This is a genomic window from Streptomyces sp. NBC_01571, from assembly GCF_026339875.1.
In the GTDB taxonomy this organism is placed as follows: Bacteria; Actinomycetota; Actinomycetes; order Streptomycetales; family Streptomycetaceae; genus Streptomyces.
Genome location: NZ_JAPEPZ010000001.1, coordinates 5,822,126 through 5,847,755, shown reverse-complemented (window position 1 = coordinate 5,847,755; position 25,630 = coordinate 5,822,126). Strand labels below are relative to the sequence as shown.

Below are 25,630 nucleotides of genomic sequence, written 5' to 3'. Positions count from 1 at the left end.
TGCGTGTCGCCCCTCCCACTAGGGATGTCTTACCCGTACGACCTGACACTCCATGCGGCGCGCACAGGTTCCCTCCGCTATGGGCGAACATCTTTGCGCCGCCGACCGTCCCCGCGCGCCCCCTTGTTCGACACTCTGCGCTCATCATGAAACACCCAGCGTAACTCTGGAGCCCTTCCGTCGGTTGCTCCTGTCATGGTTCCCACTGTCCCCCTTCCTCGCCTCCCGCTCGACCCGAGCGACAGGACGCGGCGGTGGTACGAGAACGAACTGGGCTGGACGACCGTGCCCGGCTCACCGTTGCGGCTGGCCACCGGCATGCGCTTCGACGTGCTGGAAGTCCCCGCGGAGGCGGGATTCGCGGCCCTGCGGCACCTGGGTCCGACGTCCCCGGTGGCACTGCGCAGAAACCCGCCGGAACGGCATGCGGAATCCGCAGAATCCGGTGAATCCGCTGATTCCGGTGATCCACGGGATTCCGGAGCGCGAGAGACGGTTTTCCGGGCGCGGGCGCCGCACGGGGATTCCGGGGATTCCGCGGTCGGCCCGGCGGATTCACCGGCACGGCGCGGGGGCCGGCCGGTCCGGCGCGGGGCGCGGATGCGGCTGCTGGTGGCCGCGGGGAGCGCGGAGGAGCTGCCGGGGCTGCTCGACTGGCTGGAGTGGGGTGCCCTCGCGCTGGATCTCACGGCGATCGGCGCGGGCGGGAGCATCGGGGCTCCGCTGCCGCCAGGGATGCCCGAAGGGCCGCTCTCCGCCGGCGGGTCCGGTCCGCAGGGGGCCGCCGTCTGGCTGCGGCCCCCTGAGCCGGGGTGCGAGGTGGAGTCCTCGCTGCCGACTCTGTCGGCCATGGGGGGCGGTGGGGGCGCCCCCGATCTCGTACGACTCGTGGACACGATGGCGACTCAGTGCCATCGCATCCGGTTGCGGCGCGCGTGCGCTCAGCCGTTGGCCTTCTCGTAGGCCTCGCGAATGGACGCGGGAACGCGGCCACGGTCGTTGACCTCGTAACCGTTCTCCTTCGCCCACGCGCGGATCTGCGCGGTGTCCTGGCTGCCGCCGGAAGCGACGCGCGCCTTTCCACGGCCCCCCGAAGCACGGCCACCGGTACGGCGCCCACCCTTCACGTAGGGGTCGAGAAGACCACGCAGCTTGTCCGCATTGGCGGTCGTGAGATCGATCTCGTAGGTCTTGCCGTCCAACGCGAACGTCACGGTCTCGTCCGCCTCGCCACCGTCGAGGTCGTCGACAAGAAGGACCTGAACCTTCTGTGCCACCGGATTTCCTTTCATCGATAACGTGAGGGCCGAGGGTCTGCGGCGTAGGCCGCCGTTTCGCGTCCCCTGTTATATGCAGTACTGCAGTACGTCGGAAAGCAAACCGCTTTTGCTGGAAAAACACAAACCCCTGGGGGAGACTCGGGGGCCGCTGGAAGCCCGGAAACGTGCGCGTTTCGGACATAGGGAACGCGGGCAAGGCGGTCCGGCGGAATAGTGGCCGGCGATCACAGATGCAGAAGCATCCGGCTGTTGCCCAAGGTGTTCGGTTTCACTCGTTCGAGACCGAGGAACTCCGCGACACCTTCGTCATAGGAACGCAGCAGCTCGGCGTACACGTCGGTGTCGACCGGTGTCTCCCCGATCTCCACGAAGCCGTGCTTCGCGAAGAAGTCCACTTCGAAGGTGAGACAGAAAACGCGGCGAACACCGAGCCAGCGGGCGGTCTCCAGCAACTTCTCCAGCAACTGATGGCCGACGCCGACGCCCTTGACCGCGGGGTTCACCGCGAGAGTGCGGACTTCCGCGAGGTCTTCCCACATCACGTGCAGCGCACCGCAGCCGACCACCTCGGTACTCGAGTCGGTGCTCGAGCCGGCGTCGCGTTCGGCGACCCAGAACTCCTGGATGTCCTCGTAAAGCGTCACCGTGGCTTTGTCGAGGAGGATGCGGCGTCGGACGTTCGCGTCGAGGAGGCGGCGCACGGCCGGGACATCGCCGGTCCTGGCCCGCCGGACGGTGATGGCTTTCGCGGTGTCTCCGGGATGCGGTGCGGGCCGCCGCGCCGGATGCTCTGCTGGCATGAGCGGACGCTATCGCCCGGTGCCGTCACGGTCCGAGGCGGGGTTCTCGCCGCCCGGCTTCTCACCTGCGTTCCCGGCCGGGTTCTCACCCGGGTTCTCGCCCGGGTTCTCGCCCGGGTTCTCGCCCGACTTCTCCTCGTGCTTCTCGTCGCGCTTCTCCTCGGAAGCTTCCGGAGCCGCCCGTGTTTCCGCATCGACCGGGCCTTCTTCGGGACCTTGCACGATACGCATGGCGTCGCGCAGCGCATGGCGCTGTTCCTGGCTCATCATGCCGAAGAAGGCGACGAGAGCGGCCGCCGGGTTGTCACTCTGGGACCATGCGTCGTTCATGAGGGCCGCCGAGTAGGCGGCACGCGTGGAGACCGCCTCATATCGATAGGCCCGGCCTTCCGCCTCGCGACGCACCCAGCCCTTCTGATGGAGATTGTCCAAAACGGTCATCACCGTGGTGTAGGCGATGGACCGTTCCTGCTGAAGGTCTTCCAGGACTTCTCGAACGGTCACCGGGCGGTTCCACTTCCACACCCGCGTCATGACCGAGTCTTCGAGTTCTCCCAATGGGCGAGGCACAGCTCAGAACAATAGTGGGAGATCAGCAACAAAAAGGGCGTACGACTCGAAAAACGTATGAGTCGTACGCCGATGAGCGCCCCGAAGGGGCCGGGCGCTCAGGCCTCGGAGTCCCGGGAGACCTGGCGGGCGCTGTCCGCGCGCGCGAGGGCGGCGTCGACGACCGCGTCCTCCTTGGACTTGTTGGCACCGCCCTGGGTCTTGACGATCGTCACGATCAACCCGATGAAGAACACGGCCATCACTACGGGGGGCACGAGCGCGGAGACATAGTCCATGCCACCAGAGTAGCTAGCCCGCCGCGAGCTGCTGAGGGGGGTTCACCGGGGGCGGCGCGGGCTTGCGCCTCGGCGGGAAGACCTCGCCCGGGGTGGGGATCGGGCGGTCCGGGCGCGGGCTCCTGCCCGGGGGGTTCGGCTTCGGATCGGCGGCGGGCCGGTCCGACGGCTTCCGGACGGGCTCGCCGGGGCCCGCGGCCCGTGCCAGACCTCCGGGGAGGGCCGTCAGCCGGGTACGGGACGCCGGGACCGTGGGAGTGTCCGTGCGGCTCGCCAGGCGGGCGCGGACGTCCCGTTCGGCGAGGTCGCAGCAGCGCTCCAGCAGGGCGGCCGCGGCGGGGTTGCCGCGCAGGGCGCGCAGGGCGGCGAGATCGTCCGGATTCGGCCGGTAGCCGGTGGCCAGGGTCTCTTCCAGGAGTACGAGATAACCGGCGGCCGTGCCGGGGAGCGCGGCTCGGTAGCGGGAGAGGTCGGCCAGCAGGAAGGCCCGGAGCCTGGCTCCCTCGCGGGCGGCCTCGTCGACGGATTCGGCGAGCCGGAGGCAGTCCTGGACGTCTTCGGCCGAGGCGGGGGCGGGATGGAGGGCGAGGGCGAGAGCGCGACGGAGCACACGCAGCTCCTGCGCACCGAACGCCATGCCGCCGCGGGATCCGTAGGGCGTGGGCATGCCGTGACGATACGCGCTAATCAGACAAAATCCGCCATATCCCCCTACGCGTGTCCTAACCCCCCGCCCATCCCCTGGCGACCTCCGTGTCCCCGGCCCCCTGCCAAGGGGCTGCCGCCCCCTGGACCCCCGCTCGCCCGAAGGGCTCGTCCTCAAACGCCGGACGGGCTGACCCACCTGGCCCGGGCGCCGGTCTCAGTAGCGCGCCCTCGCATCTCCGGCGCAGGCCCGCATATCCAGCCCGTCCGGCGTTTGAGGACAAGGCCCTCAAGGCCGATCCGGGGGTCTGGGGGCGGAACCCTCAGGTACGGGACACGTTGCGCTCGTACACCAGGCGCAACCCGATCAGCGTGAGCCACGGCTCGTGCTCGTCGATGACGGAGGACTCCCCCAGAACCATCGGCGCCAGCCCGCCTGTCGCGATGACCGTGACGTCGTCCGGATCCTCCGCGAGCTCCCGCACCATCCGGTTGACGACTCCGTCCACCTGCCCCGCGAACCCGTAGATGATCCCGGACTGCATCGCCTCGACGGTGTTCTTGCCGATGACCGCCCGCGGCCGGGCCACCTCGATCTTGCGCAGCTGGGCCCCCTTGACCCCGAGCGCGTCGACGGAGATCTCGATGCCGGGCGCGATGACACCGCCCACGTACTCGCCCCGCGCGCTGACCGCGTCGAACGTGGTCGCCGTACCGAAGTCGACGACGATCGCCGGTCCCCCGTAGAGCTCGACGGCCGCGACCGCGTTGATGATGCGGTCCGCGCCGACCTCCTTCGGGTTGTCCGTGAGGATCGGCACGCCCGTCTTGACGCCGGGCTCGACCAGGACGGCCGGGACGTCGCCGTAGTAGCGGCGGGTCACCTCACGAAGCTCGTGCAGCACGGACGGGACGGTGGCGCAGATGGCGATGCCGTCGATGCCGTCGCCGAGTTCCTCGCCGAGCAGCGGGTGCATGCCCATCAGGCCCTGGAGGAGCACGGCGAGCTCGTCGGCGGTGCGGCGGGCGTCCGTGGAGATGCGCCAGTGCTCGACGATCTCCTCGCCGTCGAAGAGGCCGAGGACCGTGTGGGTGTTGCCGACGTCGATGGTGAGGAGCATGGGTCCTACTCCGCCTCGTCCGTGGAAGCCTCGTCCGCCGACGCGTCGCGCAGGTCCAGGCCGATGTCCAGGATCGGCGAGGAGTGGGTCAGGGCGCCCACCGCGAGGAAGTCGACGCCCGTCTTGGCGTACTCCTCGGCGTTGCCGAGGGTGAGCCGGCCCGAGGCCTCGAGGAGCGCCCGGCCGGCGACCAGGGTCACCGCCTCCTCGCACTCGGCGGGCGTGAAGTTGTCGAGGAGGATCAGGTCGGCGCCCGCGTCCACGACCTCGCGCAGCTGGTGCAGCGTGTCGACCTCGACCTCGATCGCCACCTCCGGGAAGGACTCGCGGACGGCCGTGAAGGCCTGTGCCACGCCACCCGCGGCGACCACGTGGTTGTCCTTGACCAGCGCGGCGTCCGAGAGCGACATGCGGTGGTTGACGCCGCCGCCGCAGCGCACCGCGAACTTCTCCAGGGAGCGCAGGCCCGGGGTCGTCTTGCGGGTGTCGCGCACGCGCGTGCCGGTGCCCTCCAGGGCGTCGGCCCACGCGCGCGTGGCGGTCGCGATGCCGGACAGGCGGCACAGCAGGTTCAGCGCGCTGCGCTCGGCCGTGAGGAGGTCACGGGTGCGGGTGGTGACGCTGAGGAGTTTCTGTCCCGCCTCGACCCGGTCGCCGTCCTCGACGTGGCGCTCCACCTCGAACTCGTCGGTGCAGACCACGGAGACGACCGCCTCGGCGACCCGCAGGCCCGCGACGACGCCCGCGTCACGGGCGGTGAAGTCCGCGGTGGAGACGGCGTCCTCGGGAATGGTCGCGACGGTCGTCACGTCCACGCCGTTGTCGAGGTCCTCCTGGATGGCGACGTTCGCGATGTCCTCGACCTCCAGCGGGTCGAGTCCGGCGTCGGCGAGGAGCTGGGCGAGCGCGGGGTCGAGGCCGCACTCCATGTACGTCTCGTCGCCGTCGATGTCGGCGCCGCCACAGCCGCAGCCGTCGCCGCAGCCGCCGCTCTGGGCGAGGGGAAGGTCGGGGGTGCTCACTTCGGTCACTGCTCCTGGTTGCGGGGCGTCTGCGGGGGCATGGGGGTCTCCCCTGCCCGGGCGGGGCCGTCGGCTTGGGGGAGGGTCGGGGGGAAGTCTGCTGTGTCGGTGGTGTGCACGGCGAGCGTGCGGTCGGGATTCAGCCGTACGACGATGTGCCGGCGCCAGTCCAGGTCGTCGCGGTCGGCGTGGTCCTCGCGCCAGTGGCAGCCGCGGGTCTCCTCGCGCAGGCGGGCGGCGGCGACCAGGACCCGCGCCACGCACAGGAGGTTGGTGGCCTCCCAGGTGTCGACGCCGGGCTCGGAGGTCTTGCCGTTCTCGTCGAGGGCGTCACGGGCGTCGGCGTGCAGCCGCTGGATGCGGTCGGCCGCCTGGGAGAGGGACTCGGCCGAGCGCAGGACGCCCGCGCCGTCCGTCATGATCCGCTGGATGGCGAACCGGGCCTCGGGCGCGAGCAGCGGGTGCGCGGGCTTGTCGGGGTGCGGGACCGGCTCGGGCACGCGCGCGTGGAGGCCGTCCTCCCTACGGCTGTGCGCGATGTCGGCCGCGATGCGCTCGGCGTAGACCAGCCCCTCCAGGAGGGAGTTGGAAGCGAGCCGGTTGGCGCCGTGCACGCCGGTGCAGGCGACCTCGCCGCAGGCGTACAGACCGGGCACCGTGGTGCGTCCCCGGGCGTCGGCGCGGACGCCGCCGGAGGCGTAATGGGCGGCCGGGGCGACGGGGACGGGCTGGGTCACCGGGTCGATGCCGTGGGCGCGGCAGGCGGCGAGGATGGTCGGGAAGCGGTGCTCCCACATGTCGGCGCCGAAGTGCCGGGCGTCGAGGTACATGTGCTCGGCGCCCTGCTCCTGCATGCGGCGCATGATGCCCTTGGCGACGATGTCCCGGGGCGCCAGCTCGGCCAGCTCGTGCCGGCCGACCATGAAGCGCACGCCGTCCGCGTCGACCAGGTGGGCGCCCTCGCCGCGTACCGCCTCCGACACCAGTGGCTGCTGGCCCTCCGCGTCCGGGCCGAGGAACAGCACGGTCGGGTGGAACTGGACGAATTCGAGGTCGGAGACCTCGGCGCCGGCGCGCAGCGCGAGGGCCACGCCGTCGCCCGTGGAGACCGAGGGATTGGTGGTCGCGGAGAAGACCTGGCCCATGCCGCCGGTGGCGAGGACCACGGCGGGGGCGTGCACGGCTCCCACGCCGTCGTGCTGGCCCTCTCCCATGACGTGCAGGGTCACACCCGCGGTGCGGCCGTCGGCGTCCGTCAGGAGGTCCAGGACGAGCGCGTTCTCCACCGTGCGCAGGCCACGCGCGCGTACCGCCTCGACGAGCGCCCGGGAGATCTCGGCGCCCGTCGCGTCCCCGCCCGCGTGCGCGATGCGGCGGCGGTGGTGGCCGCCTTCGCGGGTGAGCGCCAGGTCGCCCTCGGTGGACTCGTCGAAGTGCGCTCCGGTCGCGATGAGGCGGCGTACGGCGTCGGGGCCCTCGGTGACGAGGATGCGTACCGCGTCCTCGTCGCAGAGTCCCGCGCCCGCGACCAGGGTGTCGTCGAGGTGCTGCTCGGGGGTGTCGCCCTCGCCGAGGGCCGCGGCGATGCCGCCCTGGGCCCAGCGGGTGGAGCCGTCGTCCAGGCGGGCCTTGGTGACGACGACGGTCGTCAGGCCCGCGGCCTCGCAGCGCAGGGCGGCGGTGAGACCGGCGACGCCGGAGCCGACGACGACCACGTCGGCGGTCAGGGCCCAGCCGGGGGCGGGCGCGTGCAGTCGTATGCCAGTACCTGTGCCTTTACCGGTACCTGTGCCTTTGCCGGTCACGAGGCGGCTCCGAAGGTGAGGGGGATGTTGTCGATCAGGCGGGTCGTCCCGACCCGGGCGGCGACGGCGAGGACCGCCTCGCCGGTGAAGTCGTCCTGGATCTCGGTGAAGTCGGACGGATCGACCAGTGCCAGGTAGTCGAGGGCCAGCGGCGGCCGGAGGCGGGCCGCCTCGTCCAGGATCAGGCTGGCGGCCGCGCGGACACCGGAGGGGCCACTGGGGGCGGCCTTGGACACGGCGTGCGCGTCGGCGGCGGCGCGGGACTCGCCGATCGCGCTGAGTGCCTCGGCACGCGCGCGCGTGGCGGGCACTTCGCGGGCCCGCGCGCGCAGGGCCTCCTGGGCGGCGTGCCGGTCGCGGCCGGCGAACAGCGCCTGGGAGAGGGCGAGCGCGGTGCGCCGCTCCTCGGGCGACAGGAAGCGGTTGCGGCTGGAGAGGGCGAGTCCGTCGTCCTCGCGCACGGTGGGTACGCCGACGATCTCCATGCCGAAGTTCAGGTCGCGCACCATGCGGCGGATGAGGGCGAGTTGCTGGGCGTCCTTCTGCCCGAACAGTGCCGTGTCGGGCCGGGTGAGGTGCAGCAGCTTGGCGACGACGGTGAGCACGCCGTCGAAGTGGCCGGGTCGTGTGGCGCCCTCCAGCCGCCCGCCCATGGGGCCGGCGGAGAGCCGGACCTGGGGTTCGCCGCCCGGGTAGACCTCGTCCACGGAGGGGGCGAACACGGCGTCCGCGCCCGCCTGCTCGGCGATCTTGACGTCGGAGTCGAGGGTGCGCGGGTAGCGGTCGAGGTCCTCGCCGGCGCCGAACTGGAGAGGGTTCACGAAGACGGTGACGACGACGTCGCCCCGCGGGCCGGCGATCTCGCGTGCCGTACGGATCAGCGTGGCGTGGCCCTCGTGCAGGGCCCCCATGGTCATCACCACGACCCGGCGGTCGCCGCGTACGCGCGCGTGCAGATCGTCGGAGGTGCGCAGCAGGACGGTCATCGGTCGCTCCCGTCGTCGGGCAGGGTCGCGCCGTCGGCGAGTACCCCGAGGAGGTCCTCGGCAAGTTCCGGCTTCAGCAGCCCGTGGGCGAGGGCGCGGTCCGCCGTCGCGCGGGCCATCGCGAGATAGCCGGCGACGGTCTGCGGGGCGTGCTTGCGCAGCTCGGCGACGTGGGCCGCGACCGTGCCCGCGTCACCGCGCGCGACCGGCCCGGTGAGGGCCGCGTCGCCGGACCTGAGGGCGTTGTCGAGGGCGGCGCCGAGCAGCGGGCCGAGCATCCGGTCGGGTGCCTCGACGCCGGCCGTGCGCAGCAGGTCCATGGACTCGGCGACCAGGGTCACCAGGTGGTTGGCGCCGAGTGCGAGGGCCGCGTGGTAGAGCGGCCGGGACTCCTCGGAGATCCACTCGGGCTCGCCGCCCATCTCGATCACGAGGGCCTCGGCGGCGAGGCGCAGCTCCTCGGGCGCGGTGACCCCGAAGGAGCATCCGGCCAGCCGCTGCACGTCCACGGGGGTGCCGGTGAAGGTCATGGCGGGGTGCAGCGCGAGCGGCAGGGCGCCCGCCCTGAGCGCCGGGTCGAGCACCCGCGCGCCGTACCGCCCTGAGGTGTGCACGAGCAGTTGGCCGGGTCGGACCGCGCCGGTCTCCGCGAGCCCTTCGACGAGACCGGGCAAGGTGTCGTCCGGGACGGTCAGCAGCACCAGGTCGGCGCGCTCGAAGACCTGTGCCGGAGACATCAGCGGCACGTCGGGCAGGAGCAGCGCGGCTCGGCGCCTGGAGGCGTCGGAGACCCCGGACACGGCCACCGGGCGGTGGCCGGCGAGCTGGAGGGCCGCCGCGAGGGCGGGACCGACGCGGCCCGCGCCGACGACGCCGACACTGAGGCGGGCGGGTCGGTCCTTGGGTTCTGGCTGGGGGGATGTACTCACTCGACGGCGGCCTTCCGTTCCAGTCCGCTCGGGGTACCGGACGATTTCTCGTCATGTTAACGCGATTGGTCCGAGCGCCGTTTCGGTTGTCCACAGGCTGTGGGTTTCCGCAGGTCACGCGGGGTGGGCAAATCGGGGTGCCGGTACGGGACGGCGCACGGCATCATCCGGGGATGAGCGATTCGGCGGAGCGGGGCCGGGAACAGGCCGCGGAGCGGGACACGGAAGAGACGGACGGGCAGGACCGGGACGAGACGGCGGAGCGGAAGCGGGAGCGGCGAAGTACCGCGTGGCAGGAGGCCGAAAGGGTGCTGTGGCGGGCCGGCCATCAGCAGACGGTCCGTTCGCGGCTGGCCTGGCTGAACGACGGGGCCGAGAGCGTGTACGACCTCGACCGGCCGGTGGACATGTACGGCGACCGGATCGTGGAGACACTGGAGGAGCGGGTCGCCGGGCTGCTCGGCAAGGAGGCGGCCGCCTTCTTCCCCACCGGGACCATGGCCCAGCAGGTCGCCCTGCGGTGCTGGGCGGGCCGTACCGGTGACGCGACCGTCGCGATGCACGCGCTCGGCCACCCGGAGGTGCATGAGCGGCATGCGTTCAGCACGCTCAGCGGGCTGCGCCCGGTCCGGGTGACAGGGGAACCGCGGCTGCCGACGGCCGAGGAGGTCCGGGACTTCGAGGAGCCGTTCGGGACTCTGCTGCTCGAACTGCCTCTCAGGGACGCCGGTTTCGTGCTGCCCACCTGGGAGGAGCTGGAAGCGGTCACGGAGGCGGCGCGCGAGCGGGATGCCGTCGTGCACTTCGACGGAGCGCGGCTGTGGGAGTGCACCCCGCATTTCAGCCGCCCCCTGGACGAGATCGCGGGCCTCGCGGACAGCGTCTACGTGTCGTTCTACAAGTCGCTCGGCGGCCTCGGCGGGGCGGCGGTCGCGGGCCCGAGGACGCTGATCGACGAGGCGAAGGCCTGGCGGCACCGGTACGGCGGCATGGTCTTCCAGCAGTTCCCGACCGTTCTGGGGGCACTGATCGGCCTGGACCGGGAACTGCCCCGGCTGCCCGCGTACGTGGCCCACGCGCGCGTGGTCGCCGCCGCCCTGCGCGAGGGGTTCGCCGAGGCCGGGGTGCCCTGGGCGCGCGTCCACCCCGAGGAGCCGCACACCCATCAGTTCCAGGTCTGGCTCCCGTACGACGCCGAGGTGCTCACGGACACGGCGACGCTGCACACCGAGGAGACGAAGACCGGTCTCTTCACGCGCTGGAGTCGTGGCGGCCCGGGGCTGGCGCTCACCGAGGTCACGGTGGCGGCCCCGGGTCTGGAGTGGACGGCCGAGGACGTGAAGACGGCCGTCGCGGACTTCGTGGCGCGGCTGCCCGGCTGAGATCCCGGACGCCGGGACGCCCGCGGCCCGGGTCAGCAGCCGGCGCGCCGCCGTCCGCGCAGCCAACGGCCCAGGGCCTCCCGGGACGAGCCGCGGGCCGGACGGCCCGCCACGACGGCCCGGAACCGCCGGTGGTCGCGCAGCTCGCGGGCGACCCGCCAGTCGTGCCGTCCGGGCGCGGGAGGGCCGGGTTCACCGTGCTGACGGGCCCGGTGGGTGTCGAGGAGGTACTGCTGGGTGACGCTCATGACGGATCGCCCTTTCGGGACGGCTTCGGGACGGGCGGGGGATCCGTGGGCCCCGCGCGGTGCGCCCCGGTTCCGCTCTCAGCGTGCGCCCGGGCCCGGCGCACGTCGCCCCGATTGACGGCGGCCGTCAATCGGCGGCGGCGTTGTCGGTGGTGGGGTGCACCATGAGGTCATGAGCGTGCGTATCGATGTCAGCGGGCTGCGGCCGGAGCGGATCGCCGTCGTGCCCTCGCCGCTGGCCGAGCTCGGGATGGCGCTGCACGCGCTGTCCGAGCCGGGGCACCACCCCGGGCTGCAGGGCTGGGCGACCGGCGTGACCCCCCGGCTGGACCCGCATCTCGCCGACCGGATGTGCGAGGCCGACTTCCTGTGGCGGACGACCTTCTCCGACCTGTTCCTGCCGTACGCGGGCATTCCCGGCCGGAGCACGCTCCCGGGTGCCACGCTCGCCGAGGAGCTGGACCAGCTGGACAAGCTGACGGACGAGCAGTTCGTCGACGCGGCGCTGGAGTTCACCTGCGCGCTCCCGTACGAGGGGCCGGGCCCCGACACGCTCTCCGACCCGAAGCTCCAGCACCGCGCGCTGGAGCTGGCCGCCGCGCGCGGACCCCAGCAGGTGCGGTTCAGCCAGCGGCTGCTGGACGATCCCCCGCAGATCCGGGCGTGGCTGCGGCAGTTCCTGGAGGACTGCGACGAGGCGTTCTTCGCGGAGACCTGGTCCCGGCTGCGCCACCAGCTCGCGGCGGACGCCCGGCACAAGACGGACCTCCTGCGGCGCAGAGGTCTGGCGGAGGCCGTGGCCTCGGTCTCCCCCGCCCTGGCGCTCGACGAGAGCACCCGGACGATCACGGTCGACAAGCTGGGCCAGGGCCGGACGTCCACCGGGGACGGCGGGCTCCTCCTGGTGCCGACGAGTCTCGGCTGGCCGCACCTGATGGTGCTGCACCGGTACGGCTGGCAGCCGGTGCTGCACTACCCGGTCGGCTCCCCCGAGCTGACCGCCCAGTCCTCCCTGGAGCAGCTGACGCTGCGGATGACCGCCCTGTCGCACCCGGTCCGGATGCGGATCTGCCGGAGTCTGGCCCGCAGCGCGTTCACCACGGGCGAGCTGGCCCAGGTGAACGGGATGACGGCACCCGAGATATCCCGGCACCTGGGCGTGCTCAAGAAGGCGGGCCTGATCACCACGCGGCGCCGTGGCCGTTACGTGCTGCACCAGCTGGACGTGACGGTGGTGGCCCGGCTCGGCAGCGACTTCCTGGAGGGCATCCTGCGCTGAGCCGCGCCACACGGCCCCGGTGGGACCGCGAGAGGCCGGGCAGGCCCGGCCCGCCCCCGGATCAGCGGTGTCCGCCCGCCCGTACGAGCCCCGTCTCGTAGGCGAGGACCACCACCTGCACCCGGTCCCGCAGCCCCAGCTTCGTCAGAATGCGCCCCACGTGGGTCTTCACGGTCGCCTCGGAGAGCACGAGGCGGGCCGCGATCTCTCCGTTCGACAGGCCCTGCGCGACCAGGATCATCACCTCGCGCTCGCGGTCGGTGAGCCGCTCCAGCCCCTTGTGCTGGTGGTCCTTGCCGGCGTTGGGCAGCATCGGCGCGAAGCGGTCGAGCAGGCGCCTGGTGGTGGACGGCGCGACCACCGCGTCGCCGCTGTGCACGGAGCGGATGGCGGTGAGCAGTTCGCCGGGCGGCACGTCCTTGAGCATGAAGCCGGAAGCACCCGCCTTCAGCCCGGAGAAGGCGTACTCGTCGAGGTCGAAGGTGGTGAGGATCAGCACCTTCGGGGGGTTCGGCTCCGAGCAGATCCGGCGCGTGGTCTCCACCCCGTCCAGTTTCGGCATGCGGACGTCCATCAGCACCACGTCGACGGCCGTCGCCCGCAGTACCTGGAGAGCCTCGACACCGTCGCCCGCCTCGGCCACGACCTCCATGTCCGGCTGGGCGTCGAGCACCATCCGGAAACCGGTGCGCAGCAGCACCTGGTCGTCGACGAGCATCACGCGGATCGCCATCGGGGTCCCTTCACTTCACTTGCTTACGGATCACACATGCTTACGGATCACACGTGTACAGGTGTCAGTGCGCGGGCTTGAGCGGCAGCAGGGCACTGATGCGGAAGCCTCCACCGGGCCGCGGTCCCGCGTCCAGGGTGCCGCCGACCATGCCGACGCGCTCGCGCATCCCGATCAGGCCGTGCCCCTGCCCGTCGGCGCCGCCCTCCTCGTACAGCTCGTGGGGCGCGCCCTTGCCGTCGTCCTCGACGAGCAGACCGAGGCCGTCGTCGAAGTAGACCAGGCGCACGCTCGCGCCGGTGTTCGGGCCCCCGTGCTTGCGCGTATTGGTGAGCGCCTCCTGCACGATGCGGTACGCCGTGAGTTCCACGCCGCTGGGCAGGGGGCGCGGCGTCCCCTCGACCTTGAAGTCGACGGGCAGCCCCGAGGTACGGCACTGCTCGATGAGGTCGTCGAGCTGCTCCACATCGGGCTGCGGCACGTACTCGCCGACCTCCTGGTGTTCGCCGGTGCGCAGCACGCCGAGCAGGCGGCGCATCTCGGCGAGCGCCTGGCGGCCGGTCCCGGAGATGGTCTCCAGGGCCTTCCTCGCCTGCTCGGGGGCGGTGTCCATGACGTAGGCGGCGCCGTCGGCCTGGACCACCATCACCGAGACGTTGTGCGCGACCACGTCGTGCAGCTCGCGGGCGATCCGGGCGCGCTCGGCGGCGACGGCGACCTTGGCCTGCGCCTCGCGCTCCTTCTCCAGCCGGGCGGCACGCTCCTCCAGCTGGGCGAGGTAGGCACGGCGGGTGCGGATGGAGTCGCCGAGCACCCAGGCGAGCGCGAACGGCACCGTCTGGAAGGCCGCTATCAGGACGTTGCCCAGCGAGCTGGACTCCATCTGGGGCCAGCGGATCTGCGAGAGGGTCGCCGCGCACAGGCCGCCGATCAGGGCGAAGCGGGAGGCCCAGCGGGCGCCGTCCGCCGCGACGGTGTAGATGATCACCAGCATCGCGAAGTCGGCGGGCACCACCTCGACGTCCAGGACGAGCTGGGCGAGGCCCATGGCGGCCGCCAGGACCAGCATCTTCTCGGGCATGCGGCGGCGCAGCGCCACGACCAGGCTCAGGACCAGGGCGATCGGGAGGGCCGTCGCGAGCGACCCGTGGTGGTTCGCAGCGCCGTTGACATTGGTGAGGCTCACGGCGGAGATCCCGAGCAGGACGACGGCCCAGAAGCCGTCGACCCACGTCGGGTGTCTGCGGAGAAAGTCATAAAGGCGCTGCACGTAACCCAGAGTAGGGAAGCGTGCAGTGTGCAGGGGTCAACCGGAGGGCCGATCCGCGAGCGGTGCTCGTACTCCCCAAGGTGGAGACTCTCCCCTTTCCCGACGCTTAGCCTGGCCCGGTGAGGCATGAGGCGGCGGGCGTGTGGCGGGGTTGGCGCGAGGCGGCACAGGAGGCGCTGTACGGCCCGTCGGGCTTCTACCGCAGGCCCGAGGGGCCCGCGGGCCACTTCCGTACGTCGGTGCACGCGTCCCCGCTCTTCGCGGCGGCCGTGGCCCGGCTGCTGTGCCGGGTCGACGAGGCCCTCGGCCGTCCCGCCGTGCTGGACTTCGTCGACATGGCGGCCGGTCACGGCGAACTCGTGACGGGTGTCCTCGCCGCGCTCCCCGCCGACGTGGCCTCCCGTGCGCGCGGGTACGCCGTCGAACGCGCCTCGCGCCCCGCCGGACTCGACCCCGGGATCCAGTGGCTCCCGGAGCCCCCGCGCGGGATCACCGGGCTGCTGTTCGCCAACGAGTGGCTGGACAACGTGCCGGTGGACGTGGCGGAGGTGGACTGCGAGGGCGTACCGCGGCTGGTTCTCGTACGGGCCGAGGACGGGGCCGAACGCCTCGGTGAGCCCGTCGCCGGCGCGGAGGCGCGGTGGCTGCGCGCGTGGTGGCCGGCGTCCGGCGAGGGTGCCCGTGCCGAGATCGGGCTCTCCAGGGACACGGCCTGGGCCGGAGCCGTGGCCACCCTCGACCGGGGTCTGGCCGTCGCCGTCGACTACGCCCACCCCGCGGTCGCCCGGCCGCCCTTCGGGACGCTCACGGGCTTTCGTGAGGGCCGGGAGACGCGGCCCGTGCCCGATGGGTCGTGCGACATCACGGCGCACGTCGCCCTCGACGCGTGCGCGCTGCCGGGGGGGCACGTGGTGACCCAGCGGGCCGCGCTGCGCGCGCTGGGCGTGAGTGGCGCCCGACCGGCGCTCTCGCTGGCTTCGAGCGACCCTGCCGCGTACGTACGCGCCCTCGCGAGCGCCGGCGAGGCCGCCGAGCTCACCGCGCCCGGCGGCCTGGGCGAGTTCGGCTGGCTGCTGCAGCCGGTGGGCGTGCCCCGGTCCGGCCGCCGCTCCCTGTTCGACGGCCTGCCCGTCGATCTACTTGTCGATGTCGCCGACCACGAAGAACAGTGATCCCAGGATCGCCACCATGTCCGCGACCAGCGTGCCGGGCAGCAGCTCGGTCAGCGCCTGGATGTTGTTGAAAGAGGCCGAGCGCAGCTTCAGCCGGTACGGGGTCTTCTCACCCTTGCTGACCAGGTAGTACCCGTTGATGCCGAGGGGGTTCTCGGTCCAGGCGTACGTGTGGCCCTCGGGCGCCTTGAGGACCTTGGGGAGGCGCTGGTTGACCGGTCCGGGCGGCAGCTCGGCCAGCCGGTCGAGACAGGCGTCCGCGAGGTCGAGCGCGTTGTGCGTCTGCTCCAGGAGGCACTCGAAGCGGGCCAGGCAGTCGCCCTCCTGCCGCGTGACGACCTTCAGGGTGTCCTGGAGCTCGCCGTACGCCAGATACGGCTCGTCGCGGCGCAGGTCGAAGTCGACCCCCGAGGCGCGCGCGATCGGCCCGCTCACGCCGTACGCGTGCACGGCCGCCGGTGCGAGGACGCCCACGTCCCGGGTGCGCCCCCGGAAGATCTCGTTGCCGAGCACCAGGTCGTCGTACACGCTCATCCGCGAGCGCAGGGCGGTGACGGCGTCCCGCGCGCGGGTGGTCCATCCGGCGGGGAGGTCCTCCTTGAGGCCCCCGACCCGGTTGAACATGTAGTGCATGCGCCCGCCGGAGACCTCCTCCATCACGTGCTGAAGCTCCTCGCGCTCCGTGAACGCGTAGAAGATCGGCGTGATCCCGCCCAGCTCCAGGGGGTAGGAGCCCAGGAACATCAGATGGTTGAGGACGCGGTTGAGCTCCGCGAGAAGCGTGCGCAGCCATACAGCGCGCTCGGGGACCTCCATGCCGAGCATCCGCTCCACGGCGAGCACCACGCCCAGCTCGTTCGAGAACGCCGAGAGCCAGTCGTGGCGGTTGGCGAGCATGACGATCTGGCGGTAGTCGCGTGCCTCGAACAGTTTCTCCGCACCGCGATGCATATAGCCGATCACCGGCTCCGCCTGCTGGATCCGTTCGCCGTCGAGCACGAGCCGCAGCCGCAGCACGCCGTGCGTCGACGGGTGCTGGGGCCCGATGTTGAGCACCATGTCGGTGCTTTCCGCGGCGCCGCCGATACCGATCGTGGTCTCCGTCTTGGGAGTCATGCACACAGTCTGGCGTACGTACCCTTGCGGCATGGAAAAGCGGAGCACGGAAGCCGCGGTCGGCACCGCCTCGGAGCCTGTCTGGACCGGGCTGCCGCCGGGGCTGCTGCGGATGCGCCGACTGTTGCTGGTGGTGTGGCTGGGGCTGCTGACCATCGCCGTGGCCCTCCTGCCGGGACTGCTCGCCGGGCCGGTCTGGGCGGCCTTCGCCCTGCTGCCGCTCGCTCTGCTCGGATGGGGCTGGCGGATGCTGGGGCGCAACTGGCGCTCCTGGCGGTACGCGGAGCGCGCGGACGACCTGCTGATCAGCCGGGGGGTGCTGTTCCGCGAGGAGACCGTGGTGCCGTACGGCCGGATGCAGCTGGTCGAGGTGACCTCCGGCCCCGTCGAGCGGCACTTCGGGCTCGCGAGCGTGCAGCTGCACACGGCGGCCGCCGCGACGGACGCGCGCATCCCGGGCCTGGACCCGGCCGAGGCCGAGCGGCTGCGCGACCGGCTGACCGAGCTGGGCGAGGCCCGATCGGCGGGACTGTGACGACGCCGGCGCCCGGCCCGCAGGACGCCGCCCCCCGGGAGGCAAAGCCACTGGTCGAGCGGCGGCTGCATCCCGTGACGCCGTTCCGGCGGGCCTGGGCGCCCGTCGCCGTGATAGCCGGCTGGGCCGTGCACGACCCCGATCAGGCACAGGAGCAGCTGACCCGGCTGACGACGACGGCGCTGCTCATCGGCCTCGCGGTGATCGTCCCGGCGGCCGCCCTCTACGGCTTTCTCAGCTGGTGGTTCACGCACTTCGCGGTGACCGAGACGGAACTGCGCATACGCACCGGCCTGTTGTTCCGGCGTACCGCGCACATCCGGCTCGACCGGCTCCAGGCCGTCGACGTCACCCAGCCGTTGCTGGCCCGCGTGGCGGGCGTCACCAAACTCAAACTCGATGTCGTCGGGACGCACAAGAAGGACGAGCTCGCCTTCCTCGGCGAGGACGACGCCCGCGCCCTGCGCGCCGAACTCCTCGCCCGCGCGGCCGGTTTCGCCCCCGAGACGGCGCACGAGGTCGGCGAGGCGCCGGTACGACGGCTGCTGCACGTCCCGGGGGGCGTCCTGGCCGTCTCACTGGTCCTCACCGGCGCCACCTGGGGCTCCCTGGCCGCCGCGCTCGTCGTACCGCCCGTGCTCTGGTTCGCCACCCACAGCGTGTGGTCGGTCCTCGCGACCGGGGTGCCGCTGCTCGGCGCCGCGGGCGCGAGCAGCGTGGGCCGGTTCGTCGGCGAGTACGACTGGACGGTGGGCGACTCCCCCGACGGGCTCCGCATCGACCACGGCCTCCTCGACCGAACGCACGAGACGGTGCCGCCGGGGCGCGTGCAGACCGTGCGGATCATCGAACCGCTGCTGTGGCGGCGGCGCGGATGGGTACGGGTCGAGCTGGACGTGGCGGGGTCGTCCAACTCCGTCCTCGTGCCGGTCGCCCCGCGCGAGGTCGCCGAGGCGGTGGTCGCGGGCGTGCTGCCGGGGGTGACCGTGCCGTCCGCCCTGTCCCGGCCGCCGCGCCGGGCCGGGTGGTGCGTGCCGTTCTGGTGGCGGGGGTACGGACTCGCCGTCACCGACACCGTGTTCGCCGCGCGTCACGGCCTGCTGCGCCGCACCCTCTCCCTCGTACCCCATGCGAAGGTCCAGAGCGTCCGGCTGACGCAGGGGCCCTGGAGACGCCTCCACGGCCTCGCCGACGTCCATGTGGACACCGGGGCCGGCAAGACGGTGACGGCTCGGCTGCGCGGCGCCCCGGAGGCCGCGGAGCTTCTTCAGGCGCAGGCGGACCGGTCACGGACGGGGCGGCGGGAGGCCCGGCCGGACCGGTGGATGGCGGGGCCTGGAGGGCCTGATGCGGAGGCCTGATGCGGAGGGCTGGCGGGGAGGGCTCGCGGGGAGGGTCTGACGGCGAGAGGGCAGTGGCTCGGTGCCACTGCCCTCATGTAGCGAACCCCTGACGCCTCCGGCCGGGGGCGCCGTCAGGAAACCGCGCTCCGCAGGACGCCCACGTCGATGTGCTCGGTCTCGTCGTGCGCCGTCAGGTCGATGACCTGGCCGACCCCGCGGGACTCCTCGTCGACGGGCTTGAAACCGGCCTCGGCCTCGGCCTTGTGCAGGGCGAGCGCCTCTTGGCCGACCACGTCGGCGAGGTCCTCGTTCTGCACGGACTCCATCGCGTCGGACGACGACCCCTGCTGCGTACCGAAGAAGTCGAACCCGCCCTCGACGGACGGGCGCCGGGCGGGCGCGGTCGGCACGACGGCCACCGCGGTCGGCACGGTGAAGTGTCCGGAGGGACGCACGGGCTTGGCGGGCTTCACCGGCTGCGCGGGGTGGGCCGCCTCCTCGGCCGCCGCGGACGCCTTCGCGTGAGCGGGGGTGGGAGCGGGCGCCGTGGCCTGCGTGGGCGCGGAAACGGTGTCCGTGCGCTCGTGCCCGTCGGCCGCCTCGGGCGTCGTCGCCGGCCGTGTCCCGTCCGTCTCGCCGTCGGCTCCGGGCGCGGACGGAGCGACGTCGGCGGCTTCGGTGGCGTCGGCCCGCGCGCGCTGCTCGTCCAGGAGGCTCAGGGCGCTCGCGGGGGTCGCGGGGGCGTCGTGCGCGGACCCCTGCGCCGGTGAGTCGCCGGGCTCGACACCCGCGAAGGCCCCGGGGTCGTCGTCCTCCGGCACGGACTCGGCCTCGGGATCGGGGTCGGGCTCGGGATCGGAGTCCGCCGTCGCTTCGGTGGCGTTGTCCGCATCGCCGGGGGCATCGCCGTGTGCGTCGCCGTGTGCGTCGCCGTGTGCGTCGCCGTCGGCGGTGCCCTCACCATCGGTGGCGGAGGCGCCGTCCGAGGCGGAGCCGGAGCCGGTGCTTCCGGTGCTTCCGGTGCTTTCGGTGTTGCCGGTGCCGGCGTCCGTGTCGGGGATGTCCGCCTCCGCGGCACCGTCCGCGATCCGGCTGAGCGCCGCGTCGGCCCGCAGGAAGAGCGACGATCCGGCCGGGGAGAAGGCCTCGGCAGCCTCGGACGCGTCCGCCGCCCCGCCTTCCGCCTCCTCCTCGCCGGCCTCCTTCTCGCCTACGCCCTGCTCCGCCTTCTCAGTTACGCCCTGCTCCGCCTTCTCCGCCGTCGCTTCCGCTTCCGCGTCCGTGCCCTCACCCGCGTCGGCGTTCGTCTCCTCGCCCGTTTCGGCCACGTCCTCGGGCGTCTCCGTCGAGTCGACCGCTTCGCCGGTCTCCGGCTCCGCGGGGTCCGCGGACCGCGCCGGCTCCCCCGCGGCCGGAAGCTCGCGCGCGGGAGCCGTGGTCTCTATCTCGAGCAGCCGCCGGCCCTCCAGCGCGCTCGCCCGCTCGGTCTCCGCCGTCGCGTACCGCCGCAGCAGCGCCGCGTGCTCGTTGCGCAGGCCCGCCAGCTCCACGCGCTTGGCCCGCAGGTTGTGTTCGAGCTTGGTGCGCAGCTCGCGCGACTCGTCGAGGTCCGTCTCCAGTTCGGCGACACGCTCCTCGTGGCGCCACTCGTCGCTCGCACGCGCGCGCGTGAGGTCCGCGACCCGCTTGCCCGCCGCCGTGTCCCAGCTGCGCATGACGACGGCCCCGACGACAGCGGTCACCGCGGCGCCCGCCGCCAGCATGCGGAGCACACCTGGCTCCGTGAACAGCCAGGGACCCACGGCGCAGACGAGCGAGACGCCCGCGATCGCCGAGGGAGGCAGCAGCCGGTGCAGAGGCGGGGAATGGCGGTGACGTCCACGTGGCATGGCCAGAAACTTACCGCGCGTAGGCGAATCTTGGAGCCCCGCCCGGTAAAAACACAGCCACCCCGAAACCTTCGCAGCGCCCCGGCAGCCCCTGGGGGCGACCCCTTACCCCTAAAGGGCCACCGCATGCCCCGCACGCCCCGCATGCCCCGCGAGCGCCGCTGGTGGTTGATCAGCCTCTTCGTCCGGATCCTTCGTCCGGATCCCTCACCGGACCGCTCGCCTTTCCGAAAGCGCTTTGAGGTCGTGTTTCTCGCCGAATAGCCCGCGGAACGGCCGGAGAACGCACCGCGAAACAGTCAGCGGGAATTCTCCGGATCTTCTCCGCCCGGCCGATCGCGCTCCCCGGAAGGGCCGTCGGCGATCTCCGTCGGGGCCGTCAGCGGTCGCTCAGCATCCCGCTCATCCACTGCAGCGCCCCCGGGATCTCCCTGCGCCACGTGTTGAAATTGTGACCCCCGCTGTCGAGGATGATCGACGCGATCCCGGTGCGCCCCGTGCCCTTCACCTGGTCGATGAACCTCAGCGTGTCCCTGTAGTTGTGCTCGCCCTCCTTGCTGCTGGTGACCAGCAGCGACGTGCGGGGCGCGGGATTGTGCCGCAGGTACCAGCGCAGGTCGGCCGAGTTGCGCAGCAGCCGGTCCCCGTGGAAGAGGTCGCCCGTCGTCGGATCGATCGGCGCCCTGTAGTAGGGCGACAGGCCCGCCCCGGCGGCGTACGTCTCGGGGTGGTGCACGGCCAGCTTCAGCGCGCAGTAGCCGCCCGTGGAGTCGCCGATGATCCCCCAGCTCCCGGGCTTCCTGCCCACCCTGTAGTGGGCCGCCACGACCTCGGGAAGGTCCTTGGCGAAGAAGGACTCGGTCTGCGGTCCGCCCGGGATGTCCACGCATTCGGTGTCCCGCGGCGGCGCGACGGTGGGCCGCATCATGACGAGGATCATCGGCTGCATCCTGCCGTCCTTGGCCAACTCGTGGGCCGTCTGCGGATAGTGCAGCCCCTTGATGAGCGCCTCCGCGGTGCCCGGGTACCCGGTGAGGACCGTGGTCGCCGGGAAGGTACGGGTGCGATAGCGCGACTGGAAGTACTCGGGGGGCAGATAGACGTACGCCGGGGTGGCGATGTGTGTCGTACGGCCGACGATGTCGACCTTCTGGATCTGACCGCCGACCTGCGGCCGGGCCCCGCCCGACACATTCACCTGCTGGGTGTCGACCACCTGGAGAGGGCCGCCGGCCCCGCGGCCCGAATGGTCGACCACCACACCCTGGCCGCTCTCCCGGCCGAGAAGGTCGGCCCAGCTCGCGTAGAACCCGAACGCCTGGTTGGCGAACAGGCCGATCGAGACGAAGACCGCCACCTGGGTGACCAGAAGCATGCCGATCCGTCCGCCGACAGCCGGCCAGTCGCGCCGCGCCAGCCGTGGCCACCACCACACCGTGCCGGCGAACAGCAGCACGGCGAACAAGATCGCCAACACCAGCACCTTGTTGCTTGTGAGACCCATGGACTGTTCCCGCCTGCGCTTCCCGTCCCGGGCCGCCCTGCTCCTTCGCAGGAGCTTGCCCCGGACTTTCCTTGCCTTTTGAAACGGCTTTCCGATGGGGAGTGAACCTGACCCCCCTAGACACCGTCCTAGAGGGCGCAATGTCGCCGGATGCCGGAATGGCACCGGAATCAAGGTCTCTCGCAGAACTACGGGATGCGATGTCTGTCAGGATAGATGGGGAAATGTCGGGTGAGGTTCCAGACCGAACAGGTGGGACGCGACGCATAGTCCGTGGTCCCCGCCCTGAGGCCGTCCCCGCCCTCGTCGCCAGGGCCTGCACACTCGTAGGGGTCCTGGACATCGCCGCCGGCGTCTTCCCGCGCTTCCGGCGCAGCCGTATGCACGCCCTCGCCGAGGTGCTGCCGGGTTCGTTCGGACCCTTCGCCGCGGCGCTGTCGCTCAGCGCGGGCGTGCTCCTCCTGCTCCTCGCTCATGGACTGCGCCGCCGCAAGCGCCGGGCGTGGCGCGCCGCCGTGGTGCTGCTGCCGGCCGGCGCCGTCGCCCAGTTCGCCTACCGCCATTCGCTCATCGGCGTCGTCATCTCCCTCGCGCTGCTCGCACCGCTGCTGCGCCACCGCAGCGAGTTCGCCGCCCTGCCCGATCCGCGCAGCCGCTGGCGGGCCCTCGCGAACTTCGTCCTCATGGGCGCCGGCTCCCTCGTTCTCGGGCTGATCATCGTCAGCGTCCACGAGGACCGGATGGTCGGCGACCCGAGCGTGGCCGACCGCCTCGCCCACGTGCTGTACGGGCTGTTCGGCTTCGAGGGCCCCGTCGACTACGCCGGACCCACCTCCTGGACGGTCGCCTTCTCGCTCGGCGCGCTCGGCTGGCTGACCGCCGTCACGACGATCTATCTGGCCTTCCGCCCCGAACACCCCGCCGCCCGCCTGACGGAGGACGACGAGAGCCGGCTGCGGACCCTCCTCGACAAGCACGGCGGCCGCGACTCGCTCGGTCACTTCGCGCTCCGCCGTGACAAGGCCGTCGTGTTCTCGCCCAGCGGCAAGGCCGCCGTCACCTACCGCGTCGTCTCCGGCGTGATGCTGGCCAGCGGCGACCCCATCGGTGACGTCGAGGCCTGGCCCGGCGCCATCGAACGCTTCATGGACGAGGCCAAGGCCCACTCCTGGACCCCCGCCGTGATGGGCTGCTCGGAGACGGGCGGCGAGGTGTGGACCCGCGAGACCGGTCTCGACGCCCTCGAACTGGGCGACGAGGCGGTGGTGGACGTCGCGGATTTCTCGTTGGCCGGGCGCGCGATGCGCAACGTGCGCCAGATGGTGAAACGCATCGAACGGGCTGGCTACGAGACCCGGGTGCGGCGCATCCGTGACCTGAGCGAGGGCGAACTGGACCGGATACGCCGCGCCTCGGAGGCGTGGCGCGGCACGGACACCGAACGCGGCTTCTCCATGGCGCTCGGCCGCATCGGCGACCCCTCCGACAGCGACTGCCTCATCGCCACCGCCCACAAGGCCGACGACACACCCGGCCCGTACGGTGACCTGAAGGCCGTCCTCCACTTCGTCCCGTGGGGCGCCGACGGGGTCTCCCTGGACCTCATGCGGCGCGACCGCGCGGCCGACCCCGGCATGAACGAACTCCTCATCGTGGCCGCCCTGGAGGCGTCCCCCCGCCTCGGCATCCAGCGGATCTCGCTCAACTTCGCGATGTTCCGCTCGGCGCTGGCACGCGGCGAGAAGATCGGCGCGGGGCCCGTGCTGCGCGCCTGGCGGGGACTGCTGGTCTTCCTGTCCCGCTGGTTCCAGATCGAGTCCCTGTACAAGTTCAACGCCAAGTTCCGCCCGCGCTGGGAGCCCCGCTTCGTCGTCTACGGCTCCTCCCGCGACCTCCCGCGCATCGGCTTCGCCGCCATGCAGGCCGAGGGCTTCGTGAACCTGGCCCTTCCCGGGCTGCTCCGCCGCCGCGTCCGGGCCCCGCGCCCCTGCGCGCACGCGGTGGCGGAACACGGGGTCAGAGCGGCGTAGGCGCACGGACGGAGCCGCGCGTAGCCGCGCGGACGACGCCGCCCGAGGACTCCTGCCCCAGCCCTGGGGGCCCTCGCCCGCACCACGGGGGCCCGCACGGTGGAGGGGTCCGCGGAGCAACCCGAACCGGCCGGGAGCGGCCCGAAGACCCCGGTCACGGGCGGCCCGCGGAGGAATCCGGCCCTCGCCGGAGGCCTAGGCTGGACGTATGAGCACTGAGCGCCGGCGCGGCCACGTCGCGGGACTGCCGACCTGGGACCGCTGCGCGGTCATGGGAGTCGTCAACGTCACGCCCGATTCCTTCTCGGACGGCGGACGCTGGTTCGACACGACGGCCGCCGTCAAACACGGCCTCCACCTGGTCACCGAGGGCGCCGACCTGGTGGACGTGGGCGGCGAGTCCACCCGCCCCGGCGCCTCCCGCGTCGACGAGGCGGAAGAGCTCAAGCGGGTGATCCCGGTCGTCCGGGGCCTGGCCTCCGAGGGCATCACCGTCTCCGTGGACACCATGCGCGCCAGCGTCGCCGAGCAGGCGCTCGCCGCCGGAGCCGCCCTGGTCAACGACGTCAGCGGCGGTCTCGCCGACCCCGCGATGATCCCCGCCGTCGCCGCGGCCGGAGCCCCCTTCGTGGTCATGCACTGGCGCGGCTTCCTGGAGGGCGGCAACGTACGGGGGACCTACACGGACGTCGTCTCCGAAGTCGTCGACGAGCTCCACGCGCGCGTGGAGGCCGTTCTGGCCGGCGGCGTCAGCCCCGACCGGATCGTCGTCGACCCGGGCCTCGGCTTCTCCAAGGACTCCGAGCACGACCTGGCACTCCTCGCCCACCTCGACCGGCTGGGCGGACTCGGCCGCCCGCTCCTGGTCGCCGCGTCGCGCAAACGCTTCCTCGGCCACGTCCTGGCGGGCCCGGAGGGCGCCCCGCCACCCGCCCGCGAACGGGACGCCGCCACCGCCGCCGTCTCCGCGCTCGCCGCCCACCAGGGCGCGTGGGCGGTCCGTGTCCACGAGGTACGGGCCACCGCCGACGCCGTCCGCGTCGCCCGGGCCGTCGAGGGAGCCCAGTGAGCGCACCGCGCACCGACGTCGAGCAGGTCGAACTCGCCAACACCGCCTTCTACGAGGCACTGGAAAGGGGCGACTTCGAGACGCTGTCGTCCCTCTGGCTGGCCCCTCTGGACACCGGCGACGACAGCGTCGGGAGCGAGGGCGCGGACGTCTCCTGCGTCCACCCCGGCTGGCCGGTCCTCAACGGCCGAGGCGAGGTCCTGCGCTCGTACGCGCTGATCATGGCCAACACCGAGTACATCCAGTTCTTCCTCACGGACGTGCACGTCTCCGTGACCGGCGACACCGCGCTGGTCACCTGCACCGAGAACATCCTCAGCGGCGGCCCCGCGCCCGACGACAGCGACGAGCTCGGCCCGCTGGTCGGCCAGCTGGTCGTCGCCACGAACGTGTTCCGGCGCACGGACGACGGCTGGAAGCTCTGGTCGCACCACGCCTCCCCCGTCCTCGCCGAATCCGGCGAGGAGGAGGACGAGGAGACACCCGGTTGAGTGGGCCGGACGCCCGGGGGAACCAAGAAGTGGTTGGAATCACGAACCGCCGGGTATGGGCCGCTACCGACCCGTGAGCCGCCGCGTTCCCCAGGGGAAACACCCGATGAAGCCTCGTGACCATCATGTGGGC

The 25,630-nt window shown here is 72.3% G+C and carries 25 protein-coding genes; 9 read left to right on the top strand and 16 right to left on the bottom strand.

The features are described 5' to 3' along the window. Positions 1 to 195 precede the first annotated feature (195 nt). The gene (locus tag OHB41_RS26450) at positions 196 to 963 is read left to right on the top strand and encodes an SCO3374 family protein (protein ID WP_266700658.1); all 768 of its coding nucleotides are present in this window, start codon (positions 196 to 198) and stop codon (positions 961 to 963) included. On the opposite strand, the gene OHB41_RS26445 is transcribed toward OHB41_RS26450, so the two are convergent. The 10 genes from OHB41_RS26445 to OHB41_RS26400 all read right to left on the bottom strand — a co-directional run bounded on the left by OHB41_RS26445 (position 942) and on the right by OHB41_RS26400 (position 9,436). Continuing rightward, positions 942 to 1,277, bottom strand: coding sequence for a histone-like nucleoid-structuring protein Lsr2 (locus OHB41_RS26445; RefSeq protein ID WP_266700657.1), 336 nt, complete (start codon positions 1,275 to 1,277; stop codon positions 942 to 944). The genes OHB41_RS26450 and OHB41_RS26445 overlap by 22 nt on opposite strands. Before the next feature lie 227 nt (positions 1,278 to 1,504). Further along, positions 1,505 to 2,080, bottom strand: coding sequence for an amino-acid N-acetyltransferase (locus OHB41_RS26440; RefSeq protein ID WP_266700656.1), 576 nt, complete (start codon positions 2,078 to 2,080; stop codon positions 1,505 to 1,507). A gap of 9 nt (positions 2,081 to 2,089) precedes the next feature. Then, a complete protein-coding gene (locus tag OHB41_RS26435) occupies positions 2,090 to 2,614 on the bottom strand; it encodes a BlaI/MecI/CopY family transcriptional regulator (protein WP_451289696.1) in 525 nt (174 codons plus the stop codon). A gap of 134 nt (positions 2,615 to 2,748) precedes the next feature. Beyond that, entirely contained in the window at positions 2,749 to 2,928 is a 180-nt protein-coding gene (locus tag OHB41_RS26430; RefSeq protein WP_168529340.1) for a hypothetical protein, read from the bottom strand. Between the two features lie 13 nt (positions 2,929 to 2,941). After that, on the bottom strand, positions 2,942 to 3,565 hold the full coding sequence (locus OHB41_RS26425) for a hypothetical protein (protein WP_266706141.1): 624 nt from the start codon (positions 3,563 to 3,565) through the stop codon (positions 2,942 to 2,944). Positions 3,566 to 3,896: 331 nt separating this feature from the next. Beyond that, on the bottom strand, positions 3,897 to 4,694 hold the full coding sequence (locus OHB41_RS26420) for a type III pantothenate kinase (RefSeq protein WP_075032429.1): 798 nt from the start codon (positions 4,692 to 4,694) through the stop codon (positions 3,897 to 3,899). Between the two features lie 5 nt (positions 4,695 to 4,699). After that, entirely contained in the window at positions 4,700 to 5,716 is a 1,017-nt protein-coding gene (gene nadC, locus OHB41_RS26415) for a carboxylating nicotinate-nucleotide diphosphorylase (RefSeq protein WP_266700654.1), read from the bottom strand. A gap of 5 nt (positions 5,717 to 5,721) precedes the next feature. After that, the gene (locus OHB41_RS26410) at positions 5,722 to 7,521 is read right to left on the bottom strand and encodes an L-aspartate oxidase (protein WP_266700653.1); all 1,800 of its coding nucleotides are present in this window, start codon (positions 7,519 to 7,521) and stop codon (positions 5,722 to 5,724) included. Continuing rightward, complete coding sequence (panC, locus tag OHB41_RS26405) at positions 7,518 to 8,507, bottom strand: pantoate--beta-alanine ligase (RefSeq protein WP_266700652.1); 990 nt, start codon at positions 8,505 to 8,507, stop codon at positions 7,518 to 7,520. The genes OHB41_RS26410 and panC overlap by 4 nt, the downstream gene beginning before the upstream one ends. Further along, positions 8,504 to 9,436 carry a Rossmann-like and DUF2520 domain-containing protein gene (locus OHB41_RS26400; protein ID WP_266700651.1) on the bottom strand — a complete coding sequence of 311 codons (933 nt, stop codon included), beginning with the start codon at positions 9,434 to 9,436 and terminating at the stop codon, positions 8,504 to 8,506. Before OHB41_RS26400 ends, panC begins: the two co-directional genes overlap by 4 nt. 173 nt (positions 9,437 to 9,609) lie before the next feature. Here OHB41_RS26400 and OHB41_RS26395 point away from each other — a divergent pair, with 173 nt between their 5' ends. Next, entirely contained in the window at positions 9,610 to 10,818 is a 1,209-nt protein-coding gene (locus tag OHB41_RS26395; protein WP_266700650.1) for a threonine aldolase family protein, read from the top strand. A 32-nt stretch (positions 10,819 to 10,850) separates the two neighbouring features. On the opposite strand, the gene OHB41_RS26390 is transcribed toward OHB41_RS26395, so the two are convergent. After that, on the bottom strand, positions 10,851 to 11,066 hold the full coding sequence (locus OHB41_RS26390; protein ID WP_266700649.1) for a hypothetical protein: 216 nt from the start codon (positions 11,064 to 11,066) through the stop codon (positions 10,851 to 10,853). Between the two features lie 172 nt (positions 11,067 to 11,238). On the opposite strand from OHB41_RS26390, the gene OHB41_RS26385 reads away from it, so the two are divergent. Then, positions 11,239 to 12,345 (top strand): DUF5937 family protein, encoded by a 1,107-nt coding sequence (locus tag OHB41_RS26385; RefSeq protein ID WP_266700648.1) that lies wholly within the window; start codon positions 11,239 to 11,241, stop codon positions 12,343 to 12,345. Between the two features lie 61 nt (positions 12,346 to 12,406). Here OHB41_RS26385 and OHB41_RS26380 read toward each other — a convergent pair whose 3' ends face one another. Then, positions 12,407 to 13,078, bottom strand: a complete 672-nt coding sequence (locus OHB41_RS26380; RefSeq protein ID WP_266700647.1) for a response regulator transcription factor — start codon at positions 13,076 to 13,078, stop codon at positions 12,407 to 12,409. 64 nt (positions 13,079 to 13,142) lie between these two features. After that, a complete protein-coding gene (locus OHB41_RS26375; protein ID WP_266700646.1) occupies positions 13,143 to 14,348 on the bottom strand; it encodes a sensor histidine kinase in 1,206 nt (401 codons plus the stop codon). 119 nt (positions 14,349 to 14,467) lie between these two features. On the opposite strand from OHB41_RS26375, the gene OHB41_RS26370 reads away from it, so the two are divergent. After that, on the top strand, positions 14,468 to 15,520 hold the full coding sequence (locus tag OHB41_RS26370) for an SAM-dependent methyltransferase (RefSeq protein ID WP_266700645.1): 1,053 nt from the start codon (positions 14,468 to 14,470) through the stop codon (positions 15,518 to 15,520). Here the strand turns inward: OHB41_RS26370 and OHB41_RS26365 are convergent. Further along, positions 15,485 to 16,636 (bottom strand): NADH-quinone oxidoreductase subunit D, encoded by a 1,152-nt coding sequence (locus OHB41_RS26365; protein ID WP_266700644.1) that lies wholly within the window; start codon positions 16,634 to 16,636, stop codon positions 15,485 to 15,487. The genes OHB41_RS26370 and OHB41_RS26365 overlap by 36 nt on opposite strands. Before the next feature lie 31 nt (positions 16,637 to 16,667). On the opposite strand from OHB41_RS26365, the gene OHB41_RS26360 reads away from it, so the two are divergent. Both OHB41_RS26360 and OHB41_RS26355 read left to right on the top strand, forming a co-directional pair. Further along, positions 16,668 to 17,171 (top strand): PH domain-containing protein, encoded by a 504-nt coding sequence (locus tag OHB41_RS26360; RefSeq protein WP_266700643.1) that lies wholly within the window; start codon positions 16,668 to 16,670, stop codon positions 17,169 to 17,171. Continuing rightward, a complete protein-coding gene (locus tag OHB41_RS26355) occupies positions 17,168 to 18,532 on the top strand; it encodes a PH domain-containing protein (protein WP_266700642.1) in 1,365 nt (454 codons plus the stop codon). Before OHB41_RS26360 ends, OHB41_RS26355 begins: the two co-directional genes overlap by 4 nt. A 113-nt stretch (positions 18,533 to 18,645) precedes the next feature. Here OHB41_RS26355 and OHB41_RS26350 read toward each other — a convergent pair whose 3' ends face one another. After that, entirely contained in the window at positions 18,646 to 20,403 is a 1,758-nt protein-coding gene (locus OHB41_RS26350; protein WP_266700641.1) for a hypothetical protein, read from the bottom strand. Positions 20,404 to 20,782: 379 nt separating this feature from the next. Continuing rightward, complete coding sequence (locus OHB41_RS26345; protein ID WP_266700640.1) at positions 20,783 to 21,907, bottom strand: alpha/beta hydrolase; 1,125 nt, start codon at positions 21,905 to 21,907, stop codon at positions 20,783 to 20,785. Positions 21,908 to 22,131: 224 nt separating this feature from the next. Here OHB41_RS26345 and OHB41_RS26340 point away from each other — a divergent pair, with 224 nt between their 5' ends. From OHB41_RS26340 to OHB41_RS26330, 3 genes are all read left to right on the top strand, one after another. Then, positions 22,132 to 23,937 (top strand): phosphatidylglycerol lysyltransferase domain-containing protein, encoded by a 1,806-nt coding sequence (locus tag OHB41_RS26340; protein ID WP_266700639.1) that lies wholly within the window; start codon positions 22,132 to 22,134, stop codon positions 23,935 to 23,937. A 208-nt stretch (positions 23,938 to 24,145) separates the two neighbouring features. Further along, the gene (gene folP / locus OHB41_RS26335) at positions 24,146 to 25,006 is read left to right on the top strand and encodes a dihydropteroate synthase (RefSeq protein WP_266700638.1); all 861 of its coding nucleotides are present in this window, start codon (positions 24,146 to 24,148) and stop codon (positions 25,004 to 25,006) included. Beyond that, positions 25,003 to 25,497, top strand: coding sequence for a nuclear transport factor 2 family protein (locus OHB41_RS26330; protein WP_266700637.1), 495 nt, complete (start codon positions 25,003 to 25,005; stop codon positions 25,495 to 25,497). The genes folP and OHB41_RS26330 overlap by 4 nt, the downstream gene beginning before the upstream one ends. Positions 25,498 to 25,630 lie beyond the last annotated feature (133 nt).